This is a genomic window from Gilvimarinus sp. 1_MG-2023 (assembly GCF_030548285.1).
The window spans coordinates 1-501 of the sequence record NZ_JAUOSC010000098.1 but is presented as its reverse complement, the minus strand read 5'-3'; the positions used below and the strand labels follow the sequence as shown (position 1 = coordinate 501).

At 53.3% G+C, this 501-nt stretch carries 1 pseudogene; it reads left to right on the top strand.

Annotated features, from left to right (window positions below):
- Positions 1-150: 150 nt before the first annotated feature.
- A pseudogene (locus Q4563_RS15870) lies at positions 151-501 on the top strand (phospho-N-acetylmuramoyl-pentapeptide-transferase); the annotation flags it as partial.

Below are 501 nucleotides of genomic sequence, written 5' to 3'. Positions count from 1 at the left end.
GGGATATTGGTTACCTGATCGGGATGGGGTGGTGGCGCTGATAAAACAAAAAATGCCCGACCAGACGACTGTTCTGGTCAAGGGTTCGCGCAGCGCTGGTATGGACTCTGTGGTCCGGGTGCTGCAACTGCATTCAGAGGAATAAGGTTTATGTTGTTGTGGCTGGGGGAATGGCTGACGCAGTGGCACTCGGGTTTTGGTGTCGTGGGTTATTTATCGTTAAGAAGTATCTTCTCCGTCATTACGGCACTGGTGGTGTCGATGGTGCTGGGGCCGGTTGTGATTCGCAAACTGCACCAATATCAGATTGGTCAGGCGATTCGTGAAGTCGGGCCAAAATCGCATTTGAGCAAGGCTGGCACACCAACGATGGGAGGCGTGCTGATTCTGCTATCGATCGCGGTCAGCACCCTGTTGTGGGGGAATCTGGAAAACCGGTTTGTCTGGGTAGTGCTGGTGTTGACGCTGATGTTTGGTGCCATTGGCTGGGTTGATGACTAC